The organism is Psychrobacter sp. CX21 (assembly GCF_057396255.1).
Genome location: NZ_JBXYJG010000010.1, coordinates 1 through 20102, shown reverse-complemented (window position 1 = coordinate 20102; position 20102 = coordinate 1). Strand labels below are relative to the sequence as shown.

The following is a 20102-nucleotide window of genomic DNA, read 5'->3' as shown; positions in this document are numbered from 1 at the left end:
TTTATTTAGCGGGGCTAAGAGCCCAGCCTATACAGACTTAGGTTTTACTTTTAAGACTAGCCATTATTACTAAGCCACTTAGAAGACGCATCTTCATAATATTCTTGCTTCCAGACCGGAATGTCATCCTTGATGGTATCTAAAATCCAACGGCACGCATCAAAAGCAGGATAACGATGCTTAGAGGAGACACCCACCCAGACTGCCATATCACCAATATCTAATGCGCCTATGCGGTGAATAGCGACCGCATTTTCAATATCAAATAAACGTTTGGCTTCTTCTATAATTAACTTACCTTGGTTTATCGCCAGTTTTTCGTAGCCGTAATAAGTAAGGCTAGTCACTGGCGCTGCATTATTATGGTTGCGTACCCAGCCTTCAAACGTCGCCAATGCACCACACTGCTCATCTTGTAAAAAAGCTTTAAGCCGCTGGTCATCAATCGCTTCATCAAGTAGCGCAAACCCTTGAGTCTGTGCTAGCTGATACGCTTGCTCAATGCTATGCGAAATCCGACTTGCCTGCTGATGCGGTTGTTTGGCATTATCTATAACCGATTGACTGTCTAAAGCCCTTTGACTGTCCATGTAAGACTCCAAAATTTTATCTAAATAAAAACTTAGCCACCGGCCACAGGAGGAATAAAGGCGATGGTATCACCATCTTCAATCGTATCCTCCCAACTGGCAAACTCATCATTAATCGCCACTCGTACCTTGCTAGGCTCAAGGGTAAAGCCATGATCTTGCTTTAACTGTGCATAAAGCTCAGGCAAGCTTAATTTGCTATCCAAACTTAACTGCTGCTGACCTTGTTGTGCTTTTTCGGCTAGGCTTGCAAAAAACAAAATCGTAATATTCATAATGTATTCAACCTCTTTAATAGTCTAAGCCTTTTTATAATCGGACTTACCACCCGTCTTAGTCACTAACCCGATATCATCAATCAGAATGTCATGTGACAACGCTTTAGTCATGTCATAAAGGGTCAAACAAGCGACACTGACAGCGGTTAATGCCTCCATTTCGACCCCAGTTTTGTGAGTCACACGCACCTTTGCCGTTACTTTAATCGCATTAAGATCATCTTCATAACTAAAGCTTAACCCCACTTTATCCAAAGGCAGTGGATGGCACAAAGGAATTAGATCATGGGTGCGCTTAGCCGCCATAATCCCAGCAATATGTGCCGTTTGGGTAATACTGCCCTTTTTGGTCATGCCATCGGCCGCTTTAATCTCAGCATAGATATCCTTTGGGAACACCACAAACCCTTGCGCCACAGCTTCTCGAGTCGTCACTGTTTTATGACCCACATCCACCATATGGATATCACCATCGGCGTCTAAGTGTGACAGCTTTGAAGTTGATTTTGTTTTTGACATAGTGCGTTTTGACCCAATTTATTAATATAACCAATTCTAATAAGACCGATTGCTTAATATGAAGGCAGGTTTTTTTTAAATCTATAGCTTTTGACAAGCCAGTTTAAACTGCTCCGGCGTATTTAAATTAGATAGTGGATACCACGCTTTAGGCATAACCACGGGCTGACATAGCGGGGTAATAAAATTCATCACCCTACGCTCGCCTGTATCCAAATAGATTTTAAGCTTTTCAGCCACAGTTAGCTGATACTTGCCTAACAGGGGATACAGTCGCTCATCGTCTTTTAAGCAATACACTGGATAGCTATGATCTAGATTACTTTTTTGTTCTAGATTGTTTTTTTCATTTAGCTGATGTCGAGTATTATGGATATCAATAGCACTAACCAAGCTGTCACAGCTGACAACGATTAACCACTGAGAAGCTGACGCTGAGGGTAGCAAGTGCTGCATGGCCGACAATATAGCCCCTAAAGGGCCCGCTGAGTGTTTAAGCTTGGCATGTGGATTGCTGCTTTGCGGTTGATAGTCATTAATATGAATAAGCTCAATCTCATTCTCAAGCTCATTCTCAATACTACTGTCAATATTTGGCTGAAACCCTTGCTCATTATCAGCAATCAACACCGGCTTTCCAAGCTTGGAAGCACAGCGCACATGATAATCCAGTAGGGTTTCTCCTGAAGGTAGCGTCAATAGTGCTTTAGGAGACCCCATTCGAGTCGACAACCCCCCTGCTAACACCACTACCCCAGCTAAGCTGTCTATTACCAAGCTGCCTAATATGGAACTGTCCACTTCCAAACTGTCCACCAATAAACTTTCTGACTGTTCGTTAGCCACTTCTAGATTATTAGTGTTTTTCTGACTATCAGTCATGGCCAGGATTCACCCGCATTAAATGCGGAACAAAATTACAAGGGCCAGTACGGCTGTCTAACTGCTCTTTGATAATCTGGGTCCAACCCGTTCGACATGCACCTGATGAGCCTGGTAAGCAGAAAATCACCGTATTATTAGCCATACCTGCAATGGCGCGAGACTGTAAGGTTGACATGCCAATTTCATCTTTAGAGATCAACCGGAACATCTCACCGAAGCCATCGACCTGCTTATCAAATAATATGCTAACCGCTTCTGGCATACTGTCACGAATATAAAAACCGGTGCCACCCGTCGTAATCACGGCATGAACCTCAGGATCAGCTATCCAACCACTAATCACAGCACGAATTTTATAAATATCATCGGTAATTAGCTGGCGATCAGCAAGATTATGACCCGCTTCTTGTAGCGAGTCAGCAAGATATTGACCTGACGTATCTTCTGCTAAGGTACGGCTATCAGATACGGTTAAAACGGCCACATTTAGAGCAGTAAATATTTTTTCTTTTGACATGGTATCGCCTTACTAACAGTTAACATTAATATAAATTAATAGCAGTTTTTTGTGGGATAAAGCTTAGTATTCGTTCTTAGGTTTCAATTGTTAGGCTTTAGTTTTTAGCTCTAATTCTCGGCTTTTAATGGTTAGCCTTTAGCCGCCTATCATGGATAAATTATTCATAATGCCGCTATTTGACTCAGCGAGATGATGATGCTCAGGCTTGATTGGCATAAACTGGTGTAGTTGTTGAATTAGACCATCCACATTTTGGTTTTGCAGATAATCACGGATATCATAATTACCTTGATCGAACAGACACAGATGAACCTTACCCAAGCTACTCACTCGTAAGCGATTACAGCTATCACAAAAATGAGCGGCATAAGGGGCAATCATACCAATTCTGCCCACATAATCAGGATGACTATACTCAATAGCTGGGCCATCATTTTGCGCGCGTTGATGAGGTTGCCAGCCATTATTTAATAAATACTCAGTGATTAAAGCCGACTGTGCATGCTCAGCAAAAAATAAATCACTGTTATCGCTGGTTTGCATAAATTCGATAAAACGGTAAGTAACTGGACGCGTTTTGACATAGTCCAATGCAGACATTAGGCTGTCATAAGCGGTGTTTTCCATCAAGATACCATTTAGCTTAAGCTTGATATCGGTGGTCTGTAGCAAGGTATCCATATCCTCTATCAATTGCGGCAACATATCAAAGCCAGTCATCTGCTTAAAGGTAGCTGGATCAAAGCTATCAACACTGATATTAATCTGATCTAAGCCGGCTTGATGCCAGTTAGCAATATGCTTGCCCAACTTATAACCGTTACTGGTCATGGCCACCGTTTCTATCCCTGGAGTGCTTTTAACCAGACGGATAATCTCGGTCACATCTTTACGGATAGAAGGTTCACCGCCGGTGAGTCGAACCTTTTTTGTGCCGACTGCAGCAAACGCTTTGGTAAGCACATCAATCTCAGACAAGGTCAGCTCATTATCAGGACGCTTGCCTTGATAGCCATTGGGCAAACAATAGCCACAGCGAAAATTACAAAAGTCGGTAATGGATAAACGCAAATAAGTGAGACGACGTGAAAATCCATCGGTCAATAACCCTGCATCGGTATCAGCAGGCTGCGATGAGGTAGTGATAGAAGATGGGGGTTTGACCGTGCCTTTAGCGAAAAGATCCGGAGCTAAAAAATCTGGCATCGTAGCAATAGCAAAGGATTTCGATAGAGGATAAAGGCTGATCTTATCGAAGGTAGAATTAACAGATGACGTTCGGTCATGACCATCAAATATAGCTGAATTGGGGGAAGGAGTATACAGCCTAGCTTTCCCTAGGTTAGAAGTAAGAGGGGTCATAATAGGTACCGTAGTCATTATAAGTTAATGTGCTCTAAGCGTTGCCTCAGGTTGTGGGTTTAATTTCTAATAAGATGATTTTAATGTTTTTCGTAAGTTTTTTCGTAACGTTCTTTATATGGTAAAGGATATTATAGCAGTTTAAAAAATAATAGATACTTACCCTAAAGGAGCGACACTACTATGCAGTATACTCCTTTAGTAGTATTGAGTTGACAAGCTCTTACTAGTCTTGTTTTATCTAAGAGATACTGGGTATTATTTTTTAAGCTTCTGGCTTTACCACTCAGACAACGTAATAAAAAATGCTCAGTAGCTATAAGTTATTAAACTAACTTAGTAACCTTAACTCCAAGGGAACGGTTGAATAGTTACCTTTTCACCTGCACTCAAGCTGCCTGAATCTTTAGCCAATACGATCAAACAATTGGCCAGACTAAGCTGCTTAATACGATGCGAATCTTGCTTACCTGCAGTACTGACTTCATACTCCCCTACTTCATTTTGACTAAAACATCCTCTCTGAAAATCAGCACGACCCGCTGATTTTCTTACATCATTGGTTAACGTTGCATTTAAGGTTAATGATAAAGGTACTTCAGACTCTTTGGCCCCGGATAAGTGCCAGAGTGCAGGGATAATAAATTGTAAACTACCTACCACTGTGGACAAGGGATTACCAGGTAGTCCGAAATACAGTACAGGCACCTTTAAATTTTGAGTAAGCTCACCAAACACAAAGGGTTTACCAGGCTTCATGGCCACTTTATAGTGATTAATTTGGCCCAGCTCTTCAATCACTGTGGTCAAAAAGTCGTAATCGCCCACAGATACCCCTGCGGTAGAAATCAATACATCACACTCCTGCATGGCGCTAAGTACAGCTTGTTTGGTCATCTCCAAATGATCAGGGATAATGCCATAATCATGGATCTGTACTGGCAAATCAGCAAGCATGCTCTTTAAGGTAGGCGTATTTGAGTTATAAATCTGCGCCAGCGTTTCAAGTGGCTGTCCTACTTTTACCAACTCATCACCTGTGGCTAAAATACCGACCACTAACGGTTTATAAATCTCAACCTTATCCAGTCCTAGGTTAGCCAATAAGCTGATATCTGCTGGTGTTAAACGCTTGCTTGCCTGCAACACCGTTTCGCCAGACTCAATCTCTTCGCCTTGTTTGCGAATATTACTATCAGCTTTGGCGGTTTTGGTCAGGGTAATGGGATAGCTTTGTGACTTATCAATGCTGTCTTTTATATCAGCAAGGTTGGTGTTTTCCTGCATCACTACCGTATCACATGCCGTAGGCACTACCGCACCGGTAAAAATACGTACTCCTTGACCGGCAGTAAGCGAGCCGGTAAATGGTGATCCGGCTTGAGACTCACCCACTATATTGATGGTCGTACCGTCTACAAGGTCACTGCCAGTGGCAATGGCATAACCGTCCATCGCTGAAATGTTTTGACGTGGTATGTCAAACGGAGAATCGATATCCGTAGCGAGAATATGATTAATGCTGTTTAATAAATCACGACTTTCAGTACCGCGCTGATTAAAGGGCGAGTCATCCTTATTGTAAGCTGTAATTCGCTCGCTGATGGCGGCTTTTAACTCTTCAACAGTAATCATAAGATAGCTCTTTCAAAAATGGGTTGTTATGTATTGATGACTATATAAATATGGCTATATAACTAAACTTAAACCTTATTAAAGGTCGATGTCTGTTAATGCTTGTGCATCAGCTTCAACAAAATGTAGGAGTAACTCTGTTAATGCAGGATACACATCCGTTTTGACACGTATGATTTGACAACGCCTATTAAACATTGGCAGCCAAGTTAGTAACGCATCTTGCAAGAACTCTTTTTGATCGCTTGCCTTATTAGATACTGCGTGATTAGATACCACGTTACTAGATACCTCATTACTAGACACCGTACTACTGTCGGTATCTACCGTATCTTTATGATCGTTTTGAATCCATAATGCCATTACTTGTAAATATATACTGATATGATCTTTTGGTTCTTTAAATTCAGGATGCAAAGCCAGCTTTTGATGCTTTAAAAACTCACCCATCTGCTGTGCGGGTTTGCCGTATAGCATTTGGTCGCTTTCAAGATAATATGAGGCGTAAGGCGGTGCGCTCTCAATGCCACTTAATAAAAAAATATGGGCAAAGTCTGCCGCAACTTCTAAAGCTTGCTCATCTTTAGGAATGACTTTTAAATCATTTAAAGCTTTCTGTAGTCTACTACTTTGCGAGTCTAACCCTAAATTCACAAAAGCTTCATGCAGACTTAAGTATTGTTCTTTTAGATCCGATAAGTTTTGTTTAGTAAATTCACTTGCAAAAACATCTGCAAACCAGCGATATAAAGCAGCACGAGCCAGATTTGCTGCCTGCCATTGTTGATTATCAATCATTGTATTCCTAATGCATAGATAGTATTTAAAAATATGGATTTAACTTAGTATTTTGCCGAGTATTATTAATTCATAAGTCGCCAAATCAAAAGGCTCTGCTCATTATAATAAGCAAAGCCCCCAACTTGTACTTGTATCATGTAGCCAAATTAGACACCGATACGAATAAGACTAGATTTTGACTCGAGTACCGTCTGGATTGACATAAATTGGACCACCAAACGAAGTTACGGCTGGCGCTTCACCTTTGAACTTCTCGATCTCTACCAAGCAAGTATTGGCACTAGGGCCTTGCGCTAACATAGAGGTGCCTATATCTAACGTTAAGGTATTGGGGTCACCATACGTATCTATGGCCCCAATCTCTGGACCAGTAGGACCATACCACGCGCCTTCTTGAATACGGATAATACCAGGTGGGAAGTTATCAGAGACAACCGCACCCGCCAATAATTGGCCGCGATCATTATAAACGCGTACCAAATCACCATCGCTGATACCACGTTTTTTGGCATCTTCAGGACCAATATAACAAGGTTCACGATCCTGTACCGTATAAGTCGCACGTCGCTCTTCAGATTCACAAGTCTGTGAATGCAGTCGCGTATCTGGGTGAACAGACTGTAACCATAATGGGTATTTATCTGATCCTGGACCACCATGTGAGCGCTCCGCTTTTTCCATCCATATAGGATGCCCTTTACAATCATCATAGTCATAGCTTGCAATCTTGCGGCTACTTATTTCGATAAATCCTGAAGGGGTTCCTAAAGCATTCACTTCTGGATCTTCACGGAAATCAGCATGGCGTACCCAGTTCTCGCCCTCAGGGAACAGAACATATCCTTTTTCCCAGAACTCTTCAAATGGTGGCATGAAGAAATCTTTCTTGAGATTTTCAGCGCGGCAGTTTTCATAGATCTCCTCAATCCACTGCATTTCATTCATCGCACGGCTATACTCAGTCGAACGGCCCATACGCTTGGTGAACTCATACCAAATATCAAAATCAGACTTTGAGCGATATAGCGGATCCACCAGTTTGTGCATCGCTATCACACCACGATTACTATACGATCCATAGGCGTCTAAATCATTACGCTCATATGGTGTACATGCTGGCAGGACGATGTCAGCAAATCGACACGTCGCGGTCCAGTTGTAATCTACAGAAACAACCGTTTCCATATTGCGGTATGCTTTTTTCATACGGTTGCGGTCTTGATGTCGATGCCACTGGTTACTACCCGTAAATATACCCATCTTCAGTGGCGGTAACGTGACTTCATGACCATTGAAATTAATCTTTTTACCCGGCTCTAGCAAGCAGTCCACCATCCGAGCAACCGGAATAACAGAGCTGTACCCTTCAAAGTCACCATTGCTATATTTAGCTTTACGACCAGTATCTAAGTTAAGCGGGAAAGCGCCAGGCATAGAGGCACCAGATGCGGACACACCTACAGAGCTATAATGATGCGAGTAACTGATACCACCGCCAGGCAGACCAATTTGACCTAGCATTGCTGCGATAATAGCGCCCATCCAATAGGGCTGTTCGCCATGTTGCTGACGTTGAATTGCCCAACCAAAGCAAAGCTGAGTACGACTCTTTGCCATCTTACGAGCTAGATTACGGATGGTATCGGCATCTACGCCACATATCTTAGCCGCCCATTCAGGCGTTTTCTCAACCTTATCTTCGGTCTCTCCCATAAGATATGGAGTAAACTCATCGAGACCGAGCGCATACATATCGATAAACTCTTTATCGTAAAGGTTCTCGGTATATAACGTATGAGCGATACCTAACATGAGAGGCACATCAGTCATTGGATTGACATACTGATGGTCACACTCAAGGTAGTTTTGCGTTTTACTTTTAACAGGATCAAGACAAATAACTTCTATCTCGTTATTCTTAACTTTATCGCGCAGTATCTCATAATATTCGTAAGCTTCATGAGTTTCAGTATTCCAGCCTACTTGCAGGTTCTTAATGGGGTCATTTGCCCAGAAGATTATTAAGTCTGAATTCTCTAAAATCAATGGCCACGATGTGCCTTGAGAATAAACCTCAGTAGAACCCAATATATAAGGCAGAATCATCTGTCCTGCACCGGTCGAGTAGTCACCAGCCGTTCCGACACTCTTGCCATGCATGGCGATCGCACGAAGCATATGGTTACCACAGCTATGGATGTTACCTACCGAGCGCCAACCCACGTTCGCAGTATGCAGTGCCCATGGGCCATAGTTTTTTTGAATGCGCTCAAGCTCTTCATAAAGAATATCCAGCGCCTCATCCCAGCTTACGCGAACAAAGCGATTGTCTCCTCGCTGAGTGCGGTCACTGTTTTCACGGTTTCGATACCAATCTACGCGAATCATTGGATAACGAACACGAGAGGGGCTATAAATAATGCCGGGTACACCATCTAGTATCTTTGTAGGATATTGATCAAACTCAAAAGGTTTGATTTCAATTAAAGTATCCGCCTCAACTTTGGCGCGAAAGGCGCCCCAGTGAGCCCCTGACATCTTCCAGCCGCTCCAATCTTGCGCCTTTTCGCCAGTAGCATTAGTCAAAATACTATCATCAGCCAGTAGCGGCATCGGTAGCATGGCTGTACCCGATAGAGCTGCCAACGATTTCAAAAAGCCCCTACGATTCATATTTTTCATAATAACCTCTTTATCTTAAACGTATTGGTGCCTTATGGGCGTGCAGTCTGTACCGCATTCTCAGGCGAACCTGGTGCATGATTACTACGTGAAAAGTCTGATGAATTAAGCTGTAAGTACTTCAATACCAATGCGCCAGTATCATCATCTAGATTAGTGAATCCAACCATACCAGCCCACAAGCCTGGCCATTGGTTCGCATCATGACCCGCAGGATCTGGCTGACGGTGACATACACTACAATTATCAGCATAGGTTTGACCCGCAATATCCCAAGCAGGCTCTAGACTGTCCATCATCAAGCCGTCTTCTACCCAGAACTGACCACTGACTTTTTGCCATTCTAGACCTGTTAATGGATCTTCTTTAGATTCCTTAACCGTAATCAATGACTCATCACGAGATAACTCTTTGTCAATAATGGCATCCACAATATTTAAACCAAAGTGCGTATACCAAACACGGCCATAGCCTTTATTTTTGCGCCACATATCAAGCTCAATCTGAGTCATGCCATTTTCATGAGCAATAACTTTAGCAGGTGCAGCCACTTCAATAGTTCCGGCTTGTTTTGATTTTTCAGAGTCTAAATATAGCGGCTGAGGTACGATGTTGTAATATGTTTCACCAACAGTAATTTTAGTACCCGAAGCTTCTGACACTAATGAGTCAAAGGCTGGATTATGCATACCTTCTAGAACTGGCAATTCATGAGCAATACCTTTATGGCAATCCACACAACTGGCATTACGCTCTGCTGCACTGCGCATAATCATTTGCGATGTCACACGCATAGCGCTAAAGTCCATACTGTCGTAGTCATGGCAATTACGACACTCTTTGGAATTATTGGCCTTAAACCGCGCCCATTCGCGCTGTGCAAGTACACCACGATGCTCCAAAAACTTCTCACGGGTATCTATGCTACCCACGATCTCGCCCAATACTTCTCGAGACGCTTGCATTTTACGCGCAATTTTATCAGTAAAGTCATGGGGTACATGACAATCTTGACACTCTGCACGAACCCCAGTACGGTTCTGCCAGTGCACGGTTTTTTGTAATTCTGGCAACATATTGTCTTCCATCGTATGACAAGACAAGCAGAATTCTTCAGTATTTGTCGCTTCTAATCCAGCATTAAAACCAGCCCAGAACCATACCCCACCTGCAAAACCAATAATGATTAGCAGACCTAGCCCAATTTTGGCGGAAGGTTGAAATAAGAGCCGACGCAGCCAGCCAAAAAAGCGTTTAATTGCGTTCATAATAATTCCTTGCCATATTCAAATCTTATCTAGGTAGAGAAATTAAATTAGTATATTAGTGAGAGATACCTAATTTTAAAATGCCACCTTAAAATTTTTGTCTCAATAAAATAATGCTCAGTATTATATAAATTTTGAGCAAGTTTGACTTAAGTTGGTGGTCCCCAAAATAGAAGCTGACCAAACCAAACAATAAAGCCATAGGCACAAATAAATAATAGCGCGATAATTGGCAAAGCAATAAATGACATTATCAATACTGTTAACCATTCACGCTTTACAGGTTGAGTATTTGATTGCATAGGTTTCCCCTTCCGGTAATTTTATGGCTTTAGACTATTTTTTATGTATTTATATATATGTACTTAGCTGTACGTATTAATGTTTGTAGTGATATACGGGAATTAAAATCAAAGTATTAGGGACTGTATAAAATTGGCAGGAAAAGAATTATTATATTTTTTTATAACAATAATTAGTACGATATTTGAACAAACTTATCAACAAATTAGCATATGTTTTATATTCATTGAATTTAAATGCGCTAATCTTATTTTAAAATAATTAATAAATAAAACTAGTAGAAGACTGACTGAATATCGAGCGAAATTTTATTAATAAATCTATATTAAAGGGGCGAATTTTATAAAAGAAATCAATTAATTTTATAGTATAAACTATTGCTATATAAATTCGCTTAGGGCTTGAAGTATTTTGGCTTGAAAATCATAAGTAATGTTATAAATTTTCTATCCCCTATTATATATGAGGATATGATTTTTATCCATCCTTTATAAGAAAAAATGCGTTTTAAAATTAAGTTTTGACTGAGTATGGTTTATGATTTAGCGATAGTATTAAAAGCATCGATTACGGATTTGGCGTATCAAATATCTCGTGCATATCTTGATTATGAATTTTGGATTGAGTCATAAGCTTACTGCCACTTTCTTTTATATTCTCAACCCAAAATACGATATTAAATTGAGCATCATCACTTAACTCAACTTTATGCCAATATTGAGGAGGACTGGTCGCAAACTCACCTGCGTTAATAATGACTTTTTTCTCAGGCTCAGTTGACTGTTCATTAGCAAAGCCATAAAAAGTTACTACGCCCTGCATCACACAAATCTGTCCGAAAACACCTTGTGCAGTATTGTGATGATTTAATAAAGATTTGGGTACGTTATCTTTTGTGAAAAAAGGCGTTGAACGCTTAACTTTCCAATGACTGGGTATGATTTGATGTGCCATAGAGCCTCCTTATAACCCACTGGTAGATTTTAACTCATTCTCTAATTAATTAATAAGTAATTTAAGTGATAACAATCACATATAAACGCAAATTTAATACTTTATTTGCTATAGCTGAAAGTTACTACAAATTGACCATATGTAACGTTATATTATTATAATACTTTATTGATTGATTTAAATGTCTATCTTATGAATGAGCATATATAAAAAAGCCCTAAAAGCATGAAAAATGCTTATAGGACCTAAGTTTATATACAACCTATTAATAATAGGCATAAGTTATTAAGACATTGCAGAAACTAATTGTTGAGCCACATTTAGATGCATAGCTACCGCTGCACGGGTTTGCGCTAAGAAATTACGTAGTTCAGGTGTTTTTGCATTTGGCATAAGCTCATTATCAATAGTGTTTAAAACTTTAGCATGAACTTTAACTTGATCCATCAAATACATCTTATCGGCTGGCGCAGAAGCTTGAGAAAGTTTAGTGACTATATTATTGCTATCTACTTGCAGCGCATTACTCGTATGGCTGGCTTGTGGCACTAGGCCCAACTGCTTGCCTAAAGCCTGTCCTTTCATCTCATTTTCAGTGTGCTTTTCAATCATCTTTTCAGCAAATGTACGTGCTGATGCAGATTGTAACTTTGGCATAGCCACTTTAGCTTGCATAATCTCGCCATTGTTTGCTGTGCTTAATACTTTTAGAATTTGATTTTCAGACAGTACCACCATATTTTTTTGAGCCTGCGGCGTCGTTGTAACAACATTACCTTGATTCATTGGTGTGTTTTGACAAGCACTCACAGTTAGTGCACCGCCCAATACTGCACAAGTTAAAACTGATTTGGTTAATAATTTCATGATTTCATCCTATTGAATAATTTATTAATTAGAAATAACTAAAATAGTTATTGTTCCTCAAAAGCTTCGTGATTTAAATCTATAAGCACTCAGATGGATTAACTGCGAGATAATAACTTCCCAGACAATAAAACCATCTACGAATGGGTTTATAACGAGATAATAAACAACATTTCATACCCTCATTTATTAAATCTTGTTTTTACAGGCTTAAAGCTTAGTCCTGATTAAGTATATGAGTGCACAAATTTATTACTGTGAAGCGTTTGTAGTGATTATAGGTAAGTGATATTACTAAATACAAGTATCTACCTATAGAACGTAGGTCTAAGGTAAAGGGGTGTAACTGAATTTACATTTGGAGGGGATAGTTAAATAATGATCGAATAAGTTAAAATGTAGATACTTTAATTAGTCGACCAACCACAAAAAGCCCCACTACTCTTAATTGAATGGTGGGGTTTTGGCTATATATTTTTTATTTATTTATCAAATGATAAAATAAGCATATTTGGAGCGGGAAACGAGATTCGAACTCGCGACCCCGACCTTGGCAAGGTCGTGCTCTACCAGCTGAGCTATTCCCGCATAAGGTAAGAACTTGAAGTCATTAACAAATATGAGTTAATAGTTACAACAAATTATCTATCAAACGATTCTTAAAAGTCTATATTAAAATATGGAGCGGGATAAGAGATTCGAACTCTCGACCCCAACCTTGGCAAGGTTATGCTCTACCACTGAGCTAATCCCGCTTATACTGAAACTTCTACTACGTCTTGATAGGTGGGATATTATATACGAAATGAAACATCTGTCAATACTTTTTTAATAGCTATATTTTTGATATCTCTATCAGGCTATACGCATAGATTTACAATAAAAACCTATTTTGTTACTGTAGGTAAGCAAAATTATGTTTAATATAGAATCCTATATACATTTGTGTTTGTATAGGTTGGTGTTCAAAAAATCTTATATTTAGTTAATAGAACATTAGGGTTATTTAAAGCAGATTACGGATATTAATGACTATATAAATAAAGCAAGATACATAAATAGAGCCATAAATAGAGCTAGTTACAAAATTATTTATCTCTAAAACTTCCAGCTGTTCGAAATCATCAATTACTTAAAACTATCAACTACTCAAAACTGTTAACCGCCCATAACTACCAGCCACTCAACCATATTTACGGATTATATTACTTAGAGAGGACTATAATGAAGAAATTTTTAATACATAGTACATTAGCGGCTTCTATCGGAGCTATGGCACTTACTGGCTGTACCTCAACCACTAATTCAGGGGTCCTCGGTAGTGAAAGGCAGCAGCTATTATTGGTCTCTAATGAACAAGTATTACAAATGTCTGCTCAGAGTTATAGTCAATTATTAAGAGAAGCTAATGCACAAGGGGTATTAGATACCAATCCTGCACAATTGGCCCGCTTAAATCGTATTGCACGTAAATTAATTAATCAAGCAGAGCTATACCGTGGTGATGCTAAAAACTGGGATTGGGAAGTGCATACCATTCAATCTGACCAATTGAATGCGTTTGTATTACCTGGTGGTAAAATTATGTTTTACTCAGGTATTATCGACCGTTTAAACCTAACTGATGCTGAAATTGCTGCTATCATGGGACATGAAATGGCGCATGCCATTCGTGAGCATTCTCGTGAACGTATATCAAGTCAATATGCTACCCAAGCAGGTATCGGTATTGCGGCGAGTATATTTGGCTTATCGCAAGGTCAAGCGGACTTAGCCAATATTGCTGGTGATTTGGGTATCTCACGTCCAAACAGTCGTACCCAAGAAGCTGAAGCGGATAAAATCGGACTGGTACTAATGGCTCGAGCGGGGTATAACCCCAACGCAGCGGTGAACTTATGGAAAAAAATGCAGCGCGCCAGCCAAGGTGAGCCGCCCCAATTCTTAAGCACTCACCCTTCAAGCGCAAACCGTATTGCTACGTTGCAAAGCTTGATTCCAGAGGTTATGCCTTATTATAACAACTAGATAACTCTGAACTATTAGAGTCAAACCGTTATATTTAATTCAAAGTTATTAAACAGTCAATAGCGATGCTTTGGCTGTTTTTTCGTTCTATTCAATTTTAATTTAGTTAACTCTTCTAAAGTAGTCTTTTATTATGCACATTTAAGCTATCTAACTTTCAAGCTATCTCACATTCAAAACATCTCACATTCGAGCAATTTCACATTCAAACTATAGAGCAGGCTCAATAATCCTTGATAAGATAACACAAGACAAAATAAGCCCAGTTTTTAAATTGAATTTATGTCATTAATATCATTGGTGTCTAAGGCACGTAAAGACTCTATTATATTACCTCAAATTAGGAGACTACCGCATTGGATACGCATAATGCACTCATAGAAAGCTTATCTCCCCTATATCCTGAACATGTCGAGCTGATTAATGAATCTATGAATCATGCAGGATACTTTGAGGGTAAACAAAGCCACTTCAAACTTATCATTGTCAGCCCTGAATTCTCAGGTATGCGATTGGTCGGGCGCCATCAGCAAATATATGCTTTGGTAAACCCTTTAATGACAAGTCAGGGTGGCGAAGTTCATGCCTTAGCGATACATGCTTATACCCCAGATGAGTGGGATAAACTTTATGAGAAAAATCAAGATGTTCCCGCAAGTCCGCTGTGTGCAGGACAAAATAAATAGGTAAATTTGGGATGGACTTATAATTTTATTTTGACGATGATATTATCTAAATTATAGTCTTATCTATTAAAACGAAGTGACGGTAACCGCGAAGGGATTTTATGAAACACTTACATATGCTGATGGTAGCGATAATTATTGTGTTGTTTATATGGCAAAGTTTTTTAGTCATCAATCGAGGTGAACGCTTTGATAAAAAGGGTAAAATTGCCACTCATATGGCATATGCTTTGGTAATCATTTCAGGAATCGTATTGGTCATGCCACTGTTAAGCCTTAACGTGCCGCTTCAGTGGGTGGCAGGCAAGATTATATTACTTGTTGCTGCAATAAGTGCTAGTATAAAAGCATTTAGACCGACTGCCACACTAGCCCAAAGCAAAGCTGGTATCTTAATTGCGTTAGTTGCCTACATTGGGATTATAACCTTGGCCTTTATAAAACCAGGTAACATCATATAATTTGAATGTTTGTGATCCCATTTTTTATATCAGTAGATACTCTATAATCAGTCTAATAAATAAGGGTAATACAACGTCTGCTTTAACTCGGGTTTAACCCTATCATGAATTCAGGATTTACTATGCCATACTTTATGTTAAAACTTTTGCCTGCGTCAACTGGTGTGTTATTGGGCAGCCTATTGTTAAGTGGTTGCGCCAGTACACCAAATGTAACGCCGCAATATATACCGCCTAGCAACTACCAAAGTTATAATTGTTCCGGATTGTCTCAAGAATACAACCGTATTCAAAATTATATCAGTAATGAAAAAAACGCTTATTCGGGCATTACCACAACTGGTGTTGGCGTCGGTATTTCAGCTGGGCGCTGGGGGGTTTCCCCCAATATTAATATTGGTGTAGGAAAGAGTAACAATAGTAATGCTCGAAACGCTAAATTATCGCGTTTATATGGCGAACGTGATGCTGTTGTGCAATCCGCGCGTATGAAGCAATGTGCCTTTTCAACCAATTTAAAAGTATATGGCGAAAAGTAAAGTTATAAGGCAATAATCTATTATGAGTCTTAACTCTATGCAACCCTCTTTTAGTGCTTCAAGCGCCACACGTCGTAAAGCGCCTTATCATACTCGTGACGACCATCAACGGGTTGTCATTACTGGTATGGGGGCAGTGACGCCTTTGGGGTTAGATGTCGAAACCTCTTGGCAACAATTGATTAATGGTAAAAGTGGTATTAAACCCATTACCCATTTTGATGCGTCAACTTTTCGCTCACAGTTTGCAGGAACCATCGAAGATTTTGACCCCAGTCTTTATATGGCAACAAAAGAAGTGAGACGTTATGATAGCTTTGTCCACTATGGTATTGCCGCCGCTAGTATGGCATTAAAACAGGCCGGTTTTATTGATGAGATAACGTCACAACCTACCCCTGTACAGCGTATTGATGCAGATCGCATCGGTGTGATTATTGGCTCAGGTATCGGGGGACTACAAACCCTTGAAGATAGCCGAGATACCCTCGCTCAAAAAGGTGCTCGCCGTGTATCACCTTTTAGTCTACCCGGCGCTATTGTGAATATGGCAGCGGGTATGGTGGCCATCAAACACAACTTACGGGGTCCTAATTTAGCGACAGCGACTGCTTGTACTTCTGGCGCTCACGCTATTGGTCTGGCTGCTCGGTTGATTGCCTATGGTGATTGTGATGTGATGCTTGCAGGCGGTAGTGAAAAAGGGTCTAGCCCACTTGGGATGTCAGGCTTCGCTGCGATGGGCGCTCTATCTACCCGCAATGATGACCCAATGCGCGCCAGTCGTCCTTTTGATAAAGACCGTGACGGTTTTGTATTAGGAGATGGTTCTGGTGTGCTGGTACTAGAAAGCTTGGCACACGCTACTGCTAGAGGCGCCACAATTTTAGCAGAACTTGCAGGTTTTGGTATGAGTGATGACGCCCATCATATTACTGCGCCACCCGCTAATGGCGGAGGGGCAGCACGTGCCATGCAAAGTGCGATTAGTGATGCAGGTATTGCACCTTGTGATATTGGATATATTAACGCACATGGTACCAGCACACCGTCGGGCGATATCGCGGAATCTAAAGCGATTGAACATGTGTTTGAGCAGTGCTGTGATCAGATATTAGTCAGCTCTACCAAATCTATGACAGGCCATTTATTGGGTGCGGCGGGCGCTATTGAAGCTATATTTAGTGTTTTAGCCTTGCAGTATCAGACTGCACCACCGACCATAAATATAGAAAACCAAGATGAGGCCTGCCGGCTAGATTATGTTGCAAATCAAGCACGTCCTACTAGAAACTTAATGCTTAGCATGTCAAATAGCTTTGGGTTTGGGGGTACTAACGCTTCTTTAGTGTTTGCAAAATGGTCTGATTAACGTTAAGTCGCACATTCGTGTTATATCAATATGGAGATTTTAAACTATGTCACAAGTAGCGTTTTCGCACCAATTTGCTCATCACTGGACGAATGCCCCTCAACAAGTGAAAGGCGCACTTATTCAAGAATTAGATGACATTACTCTGCTATTGGACGATGACACTGATTTAGATACCTTTTGTTTTACCAATCCTGATTTGAATCAATATATTGATAGTATTTATGCCGATATAGCGTTGGAAGAGATTGCATTGGCAAAAGAGCACGACGCCCAACTCGAAGTAGAGCGATTGCGCCAAGAGCATCAAGAAGCGCATAGCCTGTACCGAGAAACACAGGACAATGAGACCCCTGATTCAGATACCGTATTAACCTCAGATACTCCAAATGTGAATGTCTCTAATCTGGACGATTCTAACCGTCAAATTATCGAACAAAGTATAGACTCTAATCCAAGTTCAATTGATGATGAGTTAAGGAAAGATGATGAGTTAAGGTTAGAAGATAATGATGCCATTGTTGATAGTCATCTTGCCAATACAGAAGCCCTTAATACCGAGTCCGTTGATGCAGATACTGCTAAGACAGATAGCAATACTGACAGTAGCAGTAACAATGAAAGTAATAATAACGGTGACAATAATAGCAGTGGCAATAACGACAGTGAAAGTAATAATGACCATCAATCCAACACTACGAAAATACTAGTAGCAGATGACATTATAGAGATAAAAATGGCTGATATAAACCCAGCTGCATCAGCTGATTTTAAATTTGAAACGACCGAAGGTGAAATTGATGATAAGTTTGTCAAAGAACTAGAGAGCCGTATCGATGACTATTTAAGCGATCAGCTTGCTACCATGTCAGAAGACCTAAAAGCATGGTTACGAGATCAAATTAATCACCATCAAAACATCAAATAAAAATGTCGCTTCTACTAGGGTCTGTTGAATAAATATTGCTCCCAAAATAAGAAAGGCGCTAATTTAAATGAAATTAGTGCCTTTTAGTATCTTCAATGGCTATGGTGTTTATGGATATCATGAGCCCATCCTGAATTCTGTGTAACTGCAATTTAGATTAAATGCTTACTAACACGCTCATCGAACATAATCATAAATCGATTAAGAGCAGACGTCCAGTTACGGATGGGCATCGACCACTTTTTAGACGCCTGCTGAGTCGCTAGATAAACAACCTTTAACGCCGCTTGATCAGATGGGAATATCTTACGCTTATTCACAGCGGTACGAATCACGCTATTTAATGACTCGATAGCATTGGTCGTATAAATGGCTTTTCTAATGTCTTTCGGGTAATCAAAGAACACGGTTAAGCCCTCCCAATTATTGCGCCAAGAGGTAACCACATGCGGGTATTTATCGCCCCAGATCTCATTAAACTGCTCAAGGCTAGCCTCTGCCAGCTCAAGCGTATCAGCACCATAAACCGCCTTTAAACCAGCCGCTACTTTTTTTCTATCTTTCCATGGTACAAACTTCATAGAGTAACGTACCATATGCACAATACATAGCTGAACCTGTGTGTTTGGATATACCGTATTAATTGCCTCGCTAAAGCCTTTTAAACCATCCACACAGGCAATAAGAATATCTTGAACCCCACGGTTTTGTAGTTCAGTGAGAATACCTAGCCAGAACTTAGCGCCTTCATTCTCCGATAGCCACATACCCAGTAGCTCCTTTTTGCCCTCAAGATTGACGCCTAAGGCCAGATAGATGGCTTTATTAATGATTTGCTTGTCTTGACGTACTTTAACGACAATGCAGTCTAAATATACGATAGGATATAAGCTACTTAGTGGACGATTCTGCCATGCTGTGATGTCATCTATGATGTTGTCAGTAACCCTTGATACGAGACTGGTTGAGATATCAACGTCATAGATATCTTTGATACTCTCAACAATCTCAGTGGTTGTCTGGCCTTTGGCGTAAAACATGATGATTTTATCATCGAGCCCAGTGATACGAGTTTGATGCTTTGCAACCAATACAGGATCAAAGCTTCCTTCACGGTCTCTGGGTGTAGATACTTCAATCTCACCTGTGTCACTGCGCACTGTCTTTTTGGTGTGACCGTTGCGCTTGTTTGGGGTATCCGCCTTTTCATGCTTAGGATAGCCTAGATGCTCTTCCATCTCGGCTTCTAATGCAGTGTCAATAAATGACTGCATGAGCTCTTTTTGAAATGCTTTGATGTCTTCAAAGCTGCCAACGTGTTTGGCCATTTGTTCGGCTAGTTTTTTTAGTTCTGTTTGTTTTGTCATTGCTTATTCTCCTTTACTATGGATTATAAGCAGTTACACAAAGTTTGGGAAAGTCTC

The 20102-nt window shown here is 40.4% G+C and carries 20 protein-coding genes and 2 tRNA genes; 6 read left to right on the top strand and 16 right to left on the bottom strand.

Going from position 1 to position 20102, the window contains the following annotated elements; genetic code table 11:
• Positions 1-56 precede the first annotated feature (56 nt).
• The 15 genes from AC2SLP_RS07170 to AC2SLP_RS07100 all read right to left on the bottom strand — a co-directional run bounded on the left by AC2SLP_RS07170 (position 57) and on the right by AC2SLP_RS07100 (position 13419).
• Positions 57-590, bottom strand: a complete 534-nt coding sequence (locus tag AC2SLP_RS07170; protein ID WP_486535987.1) for a molybdenum cofactor biosynthesis protein MoaE — start codon at positions 588-590, stop codon at positions 57-59.
• Positions 591-622: 32 nt separating this feature from the next.
• The gene (moaD, locus tag AC2SLP_RS07165; protein ID WP_486535986.1) at positions 623-865 is read right to left on the bottom strand and encodes a molybdopterin converting factor subunit 1; all 243 of its coding nucleotides are present in this window, start codon (positions 863-865) and stop codon (positions 623-625) included.
• Positions 866-889: 24 nt separating this feature from the next.
• Positions 890-1387, bottom strand: a complete 498-nt coding sequence (gene moaC / locus AC2SLP_RS07160; protein ID WP_486535985.1) for a cyclic pyranopterin monophosphate synthase MoaC — start codon at positions 1385-1387, stop codon at positions 890-892.
• A gap of 81 nt (positions 1388-1468) precedes the next feature.
• A complete protein-coding gene (gene mobA, locus AC2SLP_RS07155; protein WP_486535984.1) occupies positions 1469-2269 on the bottom strand; it encodes a molybdenum cofactor guanylyltransferase in 801 nt (266 codons plus the stop codon).
• Positions 2262-2789 (bottom strand): molybdenum cofactor biosynthesis protein B, encoded by a 528-nt coding sequence (moaB, locus tag AC2SLP_RS07150; protein ID WP_486535983.1) that lies wholly within the window; start codon positions 2787-2789, stop codon positions 2262-2264. Before moaB ends, mobA begins: the two co-directional genes overlap by 8 nt.
• Positions 2790-2927: 138 nt before the next feature.
• Positions 2928-4154 carry a GTP 3',8-cyclase MoaA gene (moaA, locus tag AC2SLP_RS07145; RefSeq protein WP_486535982.1) on the bottom strand — a complete coding sequence of 409 codons (1227 nt, stop codon included), beginning with the start codon at positions 4152-4154 and terminating at the stop codon, positions 2928-2930.
• A gap of 345 nt (positions 4155-4499) precedes the next feature.
• Positions 4500-5789 carry a molybdopterin molybdotransferase MoeA gene (locus tag AC2SLP_RS07140; RefSeq protein ID WP_486535981.1) on the bottom strand — a complete coding sequence of 430 codons (1290 nt, stop codon included), beginning with the start codon at positions 5787-5789 and terminating at the stop codon, positions 4500-4502.
• Between the two features lie 78 nt (positions 5790-5867).
• A complete protein-coding gene (gene torD / locus AC2SLP_RS07135) occupies positions 5868-6587 on the bottom strand; it encodes a molecular chaperone TorD (protein WP_486535980.1) in 720 nt (239 codons plus the stop codon).
• Positions 6588-6758: 171 nt separating this feature from the next.
• A complete protein-coding gene (gene torA, locus AC2SLP_RS07130) occupies positions 6759-9272 on the bottom strand; it encodes a trimethylamine-N-oxide reductase TorA (RefSeq protein ID WP_486535979.1) in 2514 nt (837 codons plus the stop codon).
• A 32-nt stretch (positions 9273-9304) separates the two neighbouring features.
• Positions 9305-10540, bottom strand: coding sequence for a pentaheme c-type cytochrome TorC (torC, locus tag AC2SLP_RS07125; protein ID WP_486535978.1), 1236 nt, complete (start codon positions 10538-10540; stop codon positions 9305-9307).
• Positions 10541-10689: 149 nt separating this feature from the next.
• Entirely contained in the window at positions 10690-10842 is a 153-nt protein-coding gene (locus AC2SLP_RS07120) for a periplasmic nitrate reductase, NapE protein (RefSeq protein ID WP_486535977.1), read from the bottom strand.
• Positions 10843-11410: 568 nt separating this feature from the next.
• Complete coding sequence (locus AC2SLP_RS07115) at positions 11411-11797, bottom strand: TehB family protein (protein WP_486535976.1); 387 nt, start codon at positions 11795-11797, stop codon at positions 11411-11413.
• Positions 11798-12082: 285 nt separating this feature from the next.
• Positions 12083-12664: a DUF4142 domain-containing protein gene (locus AC2SLP_RS07110; RefSeq protein ID WP_486535975.1), complete on the bottom strand. Its 582-nt coding sequence runs from the start codon at positions 12662-12664 to the stop codon at positions 12083-12085.
• Positions 12665-13176: 512 nt separating this feature from the next.
• Positions 13177-13252: transfer RNA gene (locus tag AC2SLP_RS07105), tRNA-Gly, on the bottom strand.
• A gap of 92 nt (positions 13253-13344) precedes the next feature.
• Positions 13345-13419, bottom strand: a tRNA-Gly gene (locus tag AC2SLP_RS07100).
• Between the two features lie 469 nt (positions 13420-13888).
• Here AC2SLP_RS07100 and AC2SLP_RS07095 point away from each other — a divergent pair.
• The 6 genes from AC2SLP_RS07095 (at position 13889) to AC2SLP_RS07070 (ending at position 18678) form a co-directional block, all read left to right on the top strand.
• Positions 13889-14692 (top strand): M48 family metallopeptidase, encoded by an 804-nt coding sequence (locus AC2SLP_RS07095; protein ID WP_486535974.1) that lies wholly within the window; start codon positions 13889-13891, stop codon positions 14690-14692.
• A gap of 356 nt (positions 14693-15048) precedes the next feature.
• Positions 15049-15378, top strand: a complete 330-nt coding sequence (locus AC2SLP_RS07090) for a BolA family protein (RefSeq protein WP_486535973.1) — start codon at positions 15049-15051, stop codon at positions 15376-15378.
• 101 nt (positions 15379-15479) lie between these two features.
• On the top strand, positions 15480-15839 hold the full coding sequence (locus tag AC2SLP_RS07085) for a SirB2 family protein (protein ID WP_486535972.1): 360 nt from the start codon (positions 15480-15482) through the stop codon (positions 15837-15839).
• 122 nt (positions 15840-15961) lie between these two features.
• Complete coding sequence (locus tag AC2SLP_RS07080; protein WP_486535971.1) at positions 15962-16378, top strand: hypothetical protein; 417 nt, start codon at positions 15962-15964, stop codon at positions 16376-16378.
• Between the two features lie 37 nt (positions 16379-16415).
• Positions 16416-17750 carry a beta-ketoacyl-ACP synthase II gene (gene fabF, locus AC2SLP_RS07075; RefSeq protein ID WP_486536052.1) on the top strand — a complete coding sequence of 445 codons (1335 nt, stop codon included), beginning with the start codon at positions 16416-16418 and terminating at the stop codon, positions 17748-17750.
• Positions 17751-17796: 46 nt separating this feature from the next.
• Positions 17797-18678 (top strand): hypothetical protein, encoded by an 882-nt coding sequence (locus AC2SLP_RS07070; protein WP_486535970.1) that lies wholly within the window; start codon positions 17797-17799, stop codon positions 18676-18678.
• A 152-nt stretch (positions 18679-18830) separates the two neighbouring features.
• Here AC2SLP_RS07070 and AC2SLP_RS07065 read toward each other — a convergent pair whose 3' ends face one another.
• Complete coding sequence (locus AC2SLP_RS07065) at positions 18831-20045, bottom strand: IS256 family transposase (RefSeq protein WP_486535535.1); 1215 nt, start codon at positions 20043-20045, stop codon at positions 18831-18833.
• Positions 20046-20102 lie beyond the last annotated feature (57 nt).

What these genes read in the sequence shown, in the direction of transcription:
- AC2SLP_RS07170 (WP_486535987.1), bottom strand. Translation starts at nt 590, where the DNA reads ATGGACAGTCAAAGGGCTTTAGACAGTCAATCGGTTATAGATAATGCC.
- moaD (WP_486535986.1), bottom strand. Translation starts at nt 865, where the DNA reads ATGAATATTACGATTTTGTTTTTTGCAAGCCTAGCCGAAAAAGCACAA.
- moaC (WP_486535985.1), bottom strand. Translation starts at nt 1,387, where the DNA reads ATGTCAAAAACAAAATCAACTTCAAAGCTGTCACACTTAGACGCCGAT.
- mobA (WP_486535984.1), bottom strand. Translation starts at nt 2,269, where the DNA reads ATGACTGATAGTCAGAAAAACACTAATAATCTAGAAGTGGCTAACGAA.
- moaB (WP_486535983.1), bottom strand. Translation starts at nt 2,789, where the DNA reads ATGTCAAAAGAAAAAATATTTACTGCTCTAAATGTGGCCGTTTTAACC.
- moaA (WP_486535982.1), bottom strand. Translation starts at nt 4,154, where the DNA reads ATGACCCCTCTTACTTCTAACCTAGGGAAAGCTAGGCTGTATACTCCT.
- AC2SLP_RS07140 (WP_486535981.1), bottom strand. Translation starts at nt 5,789, where the DNA reads ATGATTACTGTTGAAGAGTTAAAAGCCGCCATCAGCGAGCGAATTACA.
- torD (WP_486535980.1), bottom strand. Translation starts at nt 6,587, where the DNA reads ATGATTGATAATCAACAATGGCAGGCAGCAAATCTGGCTCGTGCTGCT.
- torA (WP_486535979.1), bottom strand. Translation starts at nt 9,272, where the DNA reads ATGAAAAATATGAATCGTAGGGGCTTTTTGAAATCGTTGGCAGCTCTA.
- torC (WP_486535978.1), bottom strand. Translation starts at nt 10,540, where the DNA reads ATGAACGCAATTAAACGCTTTTTTGGCTGGCTGCGTCGGCTCTTATTT.
- AC2SLP_RS07120 (WP_486535977.1), bottom strand. Translation starts at nt 10,842, where the DNA reads ATGCAATCAAATACTCAACCTGTAAAGCGTGAATGGTTAACAGTATTG.
- AC2SLP_RS07115 (WP_486535976.1), bottom strand. Translation starts at nt 11,797, where the DNA reads ATGGCACATCAAATCATACCCAGTCATTGGAAAGTTAAGCGTTCAACG.
- AC2SLP_RS07110 (WP_486535975.1), bottom strand. Translation starts at nt 12,664, where the DNA reads ATGAAATTATTAACCAAATCAGTTTTAACTTGTGCAGTATTGGGCGGT.
- AC2SLP_RS07095 (WP_486535974.1), top strand. Translation starts at nt 13,889, where the DNA reads ATGAAGAAATTTTTAATACATAGTACATTAGCGGCTTCTATCGGAGCT.
- AC2SLP_RS07085 (WP_486535972.1), top strand. Translation starts at nt 15,480, where the DNA reads ATGAAACACTTACATATGCTGATGGTAGCGATAATTATTGTGTTGTTT.
- AC2SLP_RS07080 (WP_486535971.1), top strand. Translation starts at nt 15,962, where the DNA reads ATGCCATACTTTATGTTAAAACTTTTGCCTGCGTCAACTGGTGTGTTA.
- fabF (WP_486536052.1), top strand. Translation starts at nt 16,416, where the DNA reads ATGCAACCCTCTTTTAGTGCTTCAAGCGCCACACGTCGTAAAGCGCCT.
- AC2SLP_RS07070 (WP_486535970.1), top strand. Translation starts at nt 17,797, where the DNA reads ATGTCACAAGTAGCGTTTTCGCACCAATTTGCTCATCACTGGACGAAT.
- AC2SLP_RS07065 (WP_486535535.1), bottom strand. Translation starts at nt 20,045, where the DNA reads ATGACAAAACAAACAGAACTAAAAAAACTAGCCGAACAAATGGCCAAA.